Consider the following 8,017-nt stretch of genomic DNA (forward strand, 5'->3'; position numbering starts at 1 on the left):
GAATACCTCGGGGTCGCCGAAGAGATCGACGCCCGCTATCCCCTGCGCCTGACCACCGGTCGCCTGCGCGATCAGTGGCACAGCATGAGCCGCACCGGCAAGGTGGCGGCCCTCTTCACCAGCGACGAAGAAGCCTTTCTCGAAATACACCCCGATGACGCCCAACGCCTGAACCTCAGCAGCGATGTCCTCGCCAAAGTTAGTAGCCGGCGCGGCAGCAACATCCTCCGAGTGCGCATCAATGGCGATTTGCAACCGGGATTGATCTTCGCCCCCATGCACTTCGGGCGCCGCTTTGCCCCCGCCGCCCTCTGCAATCAACTGACTCTCGCTGCCATTGATCCCATTTCCGGCGAGCCGGAGTTCAAGCACACGGCAGTGCGGGTGGAGCCGGTGATTTTCCCCTGGCAAGGTACGGTCCTGCGCTTGAACGATCGGGATATCTATTTTCACGCCGCCCAGCGTATCGCCCGACAATTCCCCTATGCGAGCCTCAGCCGCATCCGTCGGGGCGAACGCGAGGGTTTTATCCTCCGCCTCGCTGGCGAACAGGCCCCGGCAGCCGGCGAGATTCACGCCTGGGATCAAGTACTGGGTATGGATGGCATCGACATTCTCGACTATGATGATGGCCGTCGCGGTGTGCGCAAACGCCTCTGCATCCGGGGCAACCAGCTCCATGCCGCCCGCCTCTTCGGGGAAGACGCCACCCGCGACTGGCTGCGTGAACTGTTGTTAAGCGCCGCGGACGTCCAATCCTACCGGCACGCCCTCTTCGCCCCCAAAGTGCCCGTCGATATGGGCGCATGGGTGGGCTCGCGGGGCGTTTGCGCCTGCACCGGAGTGGATGAGCGCACCCTGCGGCAGAGTATCGAAGCGGGCGCGCTCACCCTCGGCCAGATTGCGCAGGTCTGTGGTGCGGGCGGCGAATGCGGCTCCTGCAAACCGGAAATCCTCGACATTATCCGCCGCGTGCGCCAAGAGGTCTCATGAACACCATACCCCTGAACCTGAATCAGATCGTCGGCCGCGTCGCACGTGGACGCGAACACGCCGAAGACCTGTCCCTGGAAGAGGCCCAATCCCTCTTTGCCGCCTGGCTGGCAGGCGATCTCCGTGACCTCGTGGCCGGAGCCCTGTGGGCCGCCTATCGTATCAAGGGCGAATCCGTAGATGAACTGCGCGGTTTTGTCAGCGCCAGTGAGGCGAGCCTGCTGCCCGTTTCCATCGACAGTGCTTATCGCCAGGTGGTTTTCCCGAGCTACAACGGGACCCTGCGCGGCGCCAATTTGTTGCCCTTGCTGGCGTTGATTCTCGCCCGTTGCGGCGTGCCGGTATTACTGCACGGCCCGGCAGTGAGCACGGCGGGGAACGCTATGACACTCACCGACCACGATCCCTCCGGACGGGTCAGCAGTGCGCAGATTTTTGCTGGATTCGGTCTGCCCATCGCCCATGATAGCGCGCATGCAAGTAAACTGTTGCAGCAACAGGGTCTCAGTTACCTGCCGATAGAGCAACTACACCCAGGCATCGGCCAGATGCTCCAGCTCCGCCAGCAACTCGGCGTCCGCTCCAGCGCGCATACCGTCGTCAAACTCATCAATCCTTTCCAAATATCTGCAGTACACTGCGCCGGGGTCACCCACCCGCCTTATCTGGAGCTTCTGCAAGCCTTTTTTAGCACAACCGGGCGTAGTGCCCTCTGCCTGCGCGGCACCGAGGGCGAACCCTTCGCCAACCCCAAACGCCGCCCCGACCTGCACACCTGTGTGGCGAAAGATTGCGCCCTGTGGATGGCCAAGGACGATAAGCCGCTGGCCCAGATCCCGGTACTGCCCGAGGATCACAGCGTTAGCGCCACCTGCCGCTTCATGGAGCAGGTCCTTGCCGGCCGCACCCCTTTGCCCGCTCCGCTGGCCGATCAGGCGCTCTGCCTCCTCTCTCTCAGCGGCCGCAGCGCGGACGTGGACAGTGCCCGAGCGCTCTTGTCCCAGACACTTTCCAGCAATGCGGAATAGCCGGAGACCTCAGCATGCAAAAGCCCTCCTTCCCTAAAGTCTCCATCGTCGGCGCTGGCCCCGGTGATCCCGAACTGCTGACCCTCAGGGCGGCACGCCGCATCGCCGAGGCGGAGATCATCTTCTACGACGCCCTCGCCAACCCGCAGATCCTCGACATGGCGGCGGACAGTTGCCGCAAAGTCGAGGTTGGCAAGCGTGGCGGCCAGAACTCGACCCCGCAATTGCTCATCCACGAACAACTCATCCGCGCCGCGCTGCAAGGTCTGCGGGTAGTGCGGCTGAAGGGCGGCGACCCCTTCCTTTTCGGACGCGGCGGCGAGGAGTGCCTGGCCCTGCGCGCCGCCGATATCGATTACGAAATCATCCCCGGCATCACCAGCGGCATGGCGGCAGCAGCCTATGCGGGGGTGCCGCTCACCCATCGTCACCGCAGCCAGTCGGTGCTCTTTCTCACCGGTCATGAAGCGCGCGGCGGCAAAGCACCGGACTGGTCGCGCTACGCCCAAGCAGCCGATACTCTGGTAATCTACATGGGCATCGAGCGGGCGGCTGGCATTTGCGCGGCACTCATGGCAGGCGGCCTCGCGGCGGAAACTCCCTGCCTCGCCGTACAATGGGCCACCCTGGAACAAAAACAGGTACGGGCGACCCTGGCACAGCTTAGTGCGGAAATCGTCCGCGCCGGACTGGGCAGCCCGGCCATTCTGATTATCGGGGCCGTGGTTGATCTCGCCGATCGCTGTGCCTGGCTGCCCAGAACAGAAGAGGCGGCGCGCCACTTACTGCAACAACCTTAAGGAGTTACCTTGCCTGAAGTGCAGTTCCTGCTGGCTCACGGTTCACGCAACCCCCAATGGCGATTCCCCTTCGAGGTGATTGCCGCGCGCCTGCAGGTATCCCAGCCGCAGCGGCGGATCATCCTCTGCTATCTGGAATTATGGACCCCGGGCCTGGACGAGGCCATGCGCGAAGCTTATGCAGCCGGGCTGCGCCAGTATCGTATTTCGCCGCTTTTCTGGAGTAGTGGCCGACACTTGCAGGAAGATTTACCCGCCCTCGTCGCCCAACTCCAGGCCGAATTGCCCGGCTGCGAGATCCGCATCGACGGCCCTCTGGGCGAATCAGAAATGATTATCCGCGCCGCGCTGCAAGCCTTGCAATGAACCCATGCACCGCATCATCCTGATTGACAACAACACCGAGCGCGCCGAGATTCTGCGCGCGGCGCTCAGTCTGGAGGGCCATCAGGTCGCCGATATTTTCTCGTGGGCGGAGCTTTCCTGGCAGCGCCTGGAAAAACTGCAACCCGACGTCATCATCGCCGAAGCGGGCACACCGGAACGCGACGTCCTCGAACACATCGTCTTCCTTAGCGAGACTTTGGAACTGCCCGTCGTCGTCCTCGGCGCCCCCGAAGATGAAGACACCATGCGCCGCGCCATCCGCGCCGGGGTCGCCGCCTACGTCGCCCACGGCATCTCCGCCCGCGACATCGCCCCCATCCTCAAGGTCGCCGCTCTACGCTATGCCGAATACCGGCAACTGCGCAAGGAACTCAAAGACACCCAGAACGCCCTTTCCGAGCGCAAGCTGGTAGAAAAAGCCAAAGGCCTCCTCATGCGCGACATGCAGATTGACGAAGCCGAGGCCTACCGCCGCCTGCGCCGCCTCGCCATGGATAAGGGCAAAAAGCTGGCGGAGATCGCGGAGATGGTGATTGCTATTTGCCCTTAACCACGTCTTGCACCTTGATCACTCCGACCAAAGCATATCAACGCGCCGCCCTGCCCCGCCCTCCCCGCCGACCCCGGCAGGCGTCCACGCGATTTTTCCGCAATCCGCGCGGCAAGGGCTGACCCTCCAGATAAACCGACAGGAATTGCAAGGTGGCAGACGCACTCAGGGCGATCAGTTTGATCCCCTTGCCCTTGGGCAGATTTTTGACCTCGGCAAGGGGAAACAGCAGGCCATACCCGTCTGAAGACAAACAGAGTGTTTCTGCCTGAAGGTCGGTGACCGGCACCAGCGGCAACGGTCGCTCATCCGCGCTCAAGGTCAAAAAGACCTTGCCCGCCCGATTGCGTCCAGTCAGTTTTTCCAGGGTGGTCAGGAATCCATAGCCACCGGTTCCGGCCACCAGCCACAGGCTGTCGCTGGCGCCGCAGGCCACGGATGCCAGCGCGCCGCCCGGCTGAAAATCCACCTGACTCGACACGGGAATGCCGTCGCCGCGACCACCGGGTATTTGCGCCACGGCGATAGAATAGGCACGCCCAGAATTATCCAACAAGGCCAGCGTATCTACAGATCGCACCTCGAAGGCTTGCAACAAGGCATCGCCTTCCTTGAACCCCAGAGCCGTCGTATCCAGTCCGTGACCGGAGCGGGTACGCAGCCAGCCCTTTTGCGAGACGATCACCGTAACGGGTTCGTCGGTGACGGCAGCGGCAATGGTCTGGATGGATTTGTTGGTGATCGCCGTATCGGCTTCCAGAAGAGTGCGACGATCATCCCCGAATTTTTTCGCGTCGGCGGTGATTTCTTCAGCAATCAGTGCCCGCAGTCGGGACTCGTCCTGCAGGAGCGCGCTCAGGTACGCGGCCGTTTCCCGTTTGTCAGCCAGTTCCTTTTCCAGCTCAATGCCGGCCAGTCGCGCCAGTTGCCGCAGGCGAATCTCCAGGATGTCTTCTGCCTGAATCTCGCTGAGATCAAAATGGGCCATGAGGTCGGCCTTGGGGTCGTCGGACTCGCGGATTACACGGATCACCGCGTCAATATCCAGCAGCACCCGTAAACGGCCTTCGAGAATATGGATGCGCGCCAGGGCCTTGTCGAGGCGGAACTGGCTACGCCGCCGTACGGTAGTCACCCGATAGCGCACCCACTGCCGTAATATCCGGGTGAGCGGCATACACGGTGCTTTGCCATCCAGATCCAGCACCGTGAGATTCACCGACTGATTGGATTCCAGCGAGGTGCGGGCCAGCAGGTAGGTCATCAGACTCTGCGGGTCCTGATTGCGCGAGCGCGGCTCGATGACGATCCGCACGGCATGGGCCTTGCCCGACTCGTCGCGCACGGTATCCATCTGGGACAGCATGGCGTTTTTTGTCGTCTGCTGCTCCGGGGTAAGCGCCTTTTTTTTGCCTTCCCCTTTGGCTTGCGGGTTGGAAAGGGTTTCTATCTCCGAGAGGATTTGTGCGGTGGACACCCCCGGCGGCAGTTGCTGTACCGCGATACGCCACTCCCCGCGCGCCAGCTTTTCGACCTCCCAGCGGGCACGCACCCGGATGCTGCCGCGCCCCGACAGATAGGCCTCGCGGATTTGCCCGGGCGTCGAGATAATCTGGCCACCGCCAGGGAAGTCGGGACCGGGAATCTGCTGCAGTATTTCGTCATCGGCCATGTCCGGGCGCAAGACCAACTCCGCACAGACCTGCGCCAGTTCGCGCAAATTGTGGGGCGGAATCTCTGTAGCCATGCCGACCGCGATGCCGGAGGCGCCGTTCATCAGCAGGAAGGGCAACCGGGCGGGCAAGGTGACGGGTTCTTCCAGCGTACCGTCATAGTTGCTGCGAAAATCGACGGTGCCCTCGTCCATTTCTGCCAGCAGCAACTCGGAAATGGGGGTCAGATTGGCTTCGGTGTAGCGCATGGCGGCTGCCGAGTCGCCGTCCAGAGACCCGAAGTTGCCTTGCCCATCCACCACCGGGTAGCGCAAGGTGAAGTGCTGGGCCATACGCACCATGGCGTCATACACCGAAGTGTCGCCGTGGGGGTGCCACTTGCCGATCACCTCGCCCACCACCCGGGCGGACTTGACATGCTTCGGTGAGCGTTGCAGCCCCATATCGCGCATGGCATAGAGAATCCGCCGTTGCACCGGTTTCTGGCCATCGGCCAGCGCCGGAATCGCCCGCCCGGTTACCACACTCATGGCGTAGGCCAGGTAAGCACGCGCGGCATATCCCGCGAGCGGCGGCTCTGGAGGTTCGCCAGAGTCCGGGGCAGCATCCCCGGATGGCGGAGGCGGTGATGCTGGCGAGGCCGCGGATAATGCAGCGACTTCCTGCACCGCTTCGGGTGACACCAGCGCGGGAGCGTTACCGGTGACCGCCCCGGTTTCCGGGGAGTGCGCATTACCGATGAGATCAAAAAGATCCCGGGTGTTAGCCATACTTGAAACTCCTCGCCTTAAATATCAATATCTGCCGTCCAGCCATCCCGCTCCATCCATTCGCGACGCCCGCCAGCGGACTGTTTGGCCATCAGCAGGCCGAAGCGGGTATGCAGTGCCGCCTGGTCGGCAGCCGTCATGGACAACGGAACAAGGGAACGGGTGTCGGGGCACATGGAGGTTTCCCAGAGCTGATCCGGATTCATCTCACCCAGGCCCTTGAAACGCTGCACCGAGATGGCACTTTCCTTGACGCCTTCGGTGCGCAGGCGATCCATCGCCGCGTCCCGCTCCGCCTCGGCCTCACAGTAGATTTTACGGGCCTTACCGCGCCAGGTGGTATCCACCCGGTATAAAGGCGGCTTGACCACGAACACGTGGCCGCGCTGCAACAGCGCCGGGAAATGCCGCAGGAACAGGGTCAGGATCAGCACCTGAATATGGCTGCCGTCCACATCGGCATCGGACAGAATCATGATTTTGCCGTAGCGCAGCCCGGCCAGCACCCGATCCGGGTCCGCCTGAAAACTGTGTGCCTCAATGCCCAGGGCCACCGCCATATTGTGGACTTCCTGGTTTTTGAAGATCTGGTCCGCATCCACTTCCCAGGTGTTGAGCACCTTGCCCCGCAACGGCAGCAAGGCCTGATATTCTTTATCGCGCGCCGCTTTGGCGGAACCGCCGGCAGAGTCCCCTTCGACCAGAAACAACTCATTGCGCTGAATATCCTCACTTTCACAATCCGTCAGTTTGCCGGGAAGTGTCGCCAGGCCCGAGCCCTTCTTACGCTCGATTTTTTGCGCGGCGCGGGTACGAGCCTGGGCATTCTGGATCGCCAACTCTGCGATCGCCTTCCCCGCATCCGGATGACTGTTAAGCCAGAGTTCCAGCGGATCACGCACGGTCTGCGCCATCAGCTTATGGGCGTCGCGGCTGGTGAGCTTGTCTTTGGTCTGCCCCTGAAACTGCGGATCGAGCACGCGAGCCGACAGCACCAGTGCCATCTTACCGGTAACATCATCCTGTACCAGTTTGAGCTTGGCGGGAACGAGGCTGTGGTGCTCCATAAAACTGCGCACCGCCTCAAAAACCCCGGCCCGAAAGCCCGACTCGTGGGTACCGCCGTCCAGCGTCGGGATCAGATTGACGTAAGTTTCCGGGTTAGGGGCGGCGCCGTTAATCCAACAGAGCGCCCAGCCCGCGCCCTCCCCTTTCGCGAAACCGTTACTGTCCCCGTCCTGATAGGAGGCTCCCGCAAAAATCGCCGTGGCCAGTTCGATATCAGCGACGATTTCCGCGAGGTATTCCGCCAGACCTTCGCTATATTTCCAGACGACGGGTTCCTGCTCCGGGAGGGTGAGGCTCACTTGCAGGCCAGGGAGGAGAATGGCCTTGGCGCGCAGGAGATGGGTGAGCTCGCGGATATTGATTTTGGCCGAGTCGAAATACTGCCCGTCCGGCCATACCTGAACCCGCGTGCCATGGGTGCGCGGGCCGCAGTCTTCCAGTCGGGTCAGCGCTTCGCTCACATCCCCCTGCGTAAACACCAGGCGATAGCGACCGTTCCCCGATCCCTGGGGGTCGCGGGTTTTGATCTCGACTTCCACCCGCTGGGACAGGGCATTGGTGACCGCCACGCCTACCCCATGCAGGCCGCCGGAAAAGCGGTAGGCCGACTCCACATCCGTCTTATCAAACTTGCCGCCCGCGTGCAGGGTGGTGAAGGCCAGCTCGGCCGCCGGGCGGGACTCGCCGGGCGGGATACCGACCGGGATGCCGCGGCCATTGTCCTCGACGATCACCGAACCATCGCCAC

The 8,017-nt window shown here is 62.5% G+C and carries 7 protein-coding genes; 5 read left to right on the forward strand and 2 right to left on the reverse strand.

What is annotated here, in order from left to right; translation table 11 throughout:
- The 5 genes from Q0C48_RS11325 to Q0C48_RS11345 form a co-directional block, all read left to right on the forward strand.
- A partial coding sequence (locus tag Q0C48_RS11325; protein WP_291524411.1) for a molybdopterin dinucleotide binding domain-containing protein occupies nucleotides 1-993 on the forward strand: 993 nt, incomplete at its 5' end.
- Complete coding sequence (gene ybiB, locus Q0C48_RS11330) at nucleotides 990-2,021, forward strand: DNA-binding protein YbiB (RefSeq protein WP_291524413.1); 1,032 nt, start codon at nucleotides 990-992, stop codon at nucleotides 2,019-2,021. The genes Q0C48_RS11325 and ybiB, both read left to right, overlap by 4 nt.
- 14 nt (nucleotides 2,022-2,035) lie before the next feature.
- Nucleotides 2,036-2,821 carry a uroporphyrinogen-III C-methyltransferase gene (gene cobA / locus Q0C48_RS11335; protein WP_291524415.1) on the forward strand — a complete coding sequence of 262 codons (786 nt, stop codon included), beginning with the start codon at nucleotides 2,036-2,038 and terminating at the stop codon, nucleotides 2,819-2,821.
- A gap of 18 nt (nucleotides 2,822-2,839) precedes the next feature.
- On the forward strand, nucleotides 2,840-3,187 hold the full coding sequence (locus Q0C48_RS11340) for a CbiX/SirB N-terminal domain-containing protein (protein WP_291524423.1): 348 nt from the start codon (nucleotides 2,840-2,842) through the stop codon (nucleotides 3,185-3,187).
- A 4-nt stretch (nucleotides 3,188-3,191) separates the two neighbouring features.
- Nucleotides 3,192-3,758 carry an ANTAR domain-containing protein gene (locus Q0C48_RS11345; protein ID WP_291524417.1) on the forward strand — a complete coding sequence of 189 codons (567 nt, stop codon included), beginning with the start codon at nucleotides 3,192-3,194 and terminating at the stop codon, nucleotides 3,756-3,758.
- Between the two features lie 37 nt (nucleotides 3,759-3,795).
- On the opposite strand, the gene parC is transcribed toward Q0C48_RS11345, so the two are convergent.
- Together parC and Q0C48_RS11355 are read right to left on the reverse strand one after the other, a co-directional pair.
- Complete coding sequence (parC, locus tag Q0C48_RS11350) at nucleotides 3,796-6,201, reverse strand: DNA topoisomerase IV subunit A (protein WP_291524419.1); 2,406 nt, start codon at nucleotides 6,199-6,201, stop codon at nucleotides 3,796-3,798.
- 17 nt (nucleotides 6,202-6,218) lie between these two features.
- Nucleotides 6,219-8,017 (reverse strand): DNA topoisomerase IV subunit B (locus Q0C48_RS11355; RefSeq protein ID WP_291524421.1); only part of this gene is annotated, 1,799 nt, incomplete at its 5' end.

This window comes from Acidithiobacillus sp. (genome assembly GCF_023255755.1).
Lineage (GTDB): Bacteria > Pseudomonadota > Gammaproteobacteria > Acidithiobacillales > Acidithiobacillaceae > Acidithiobacillus.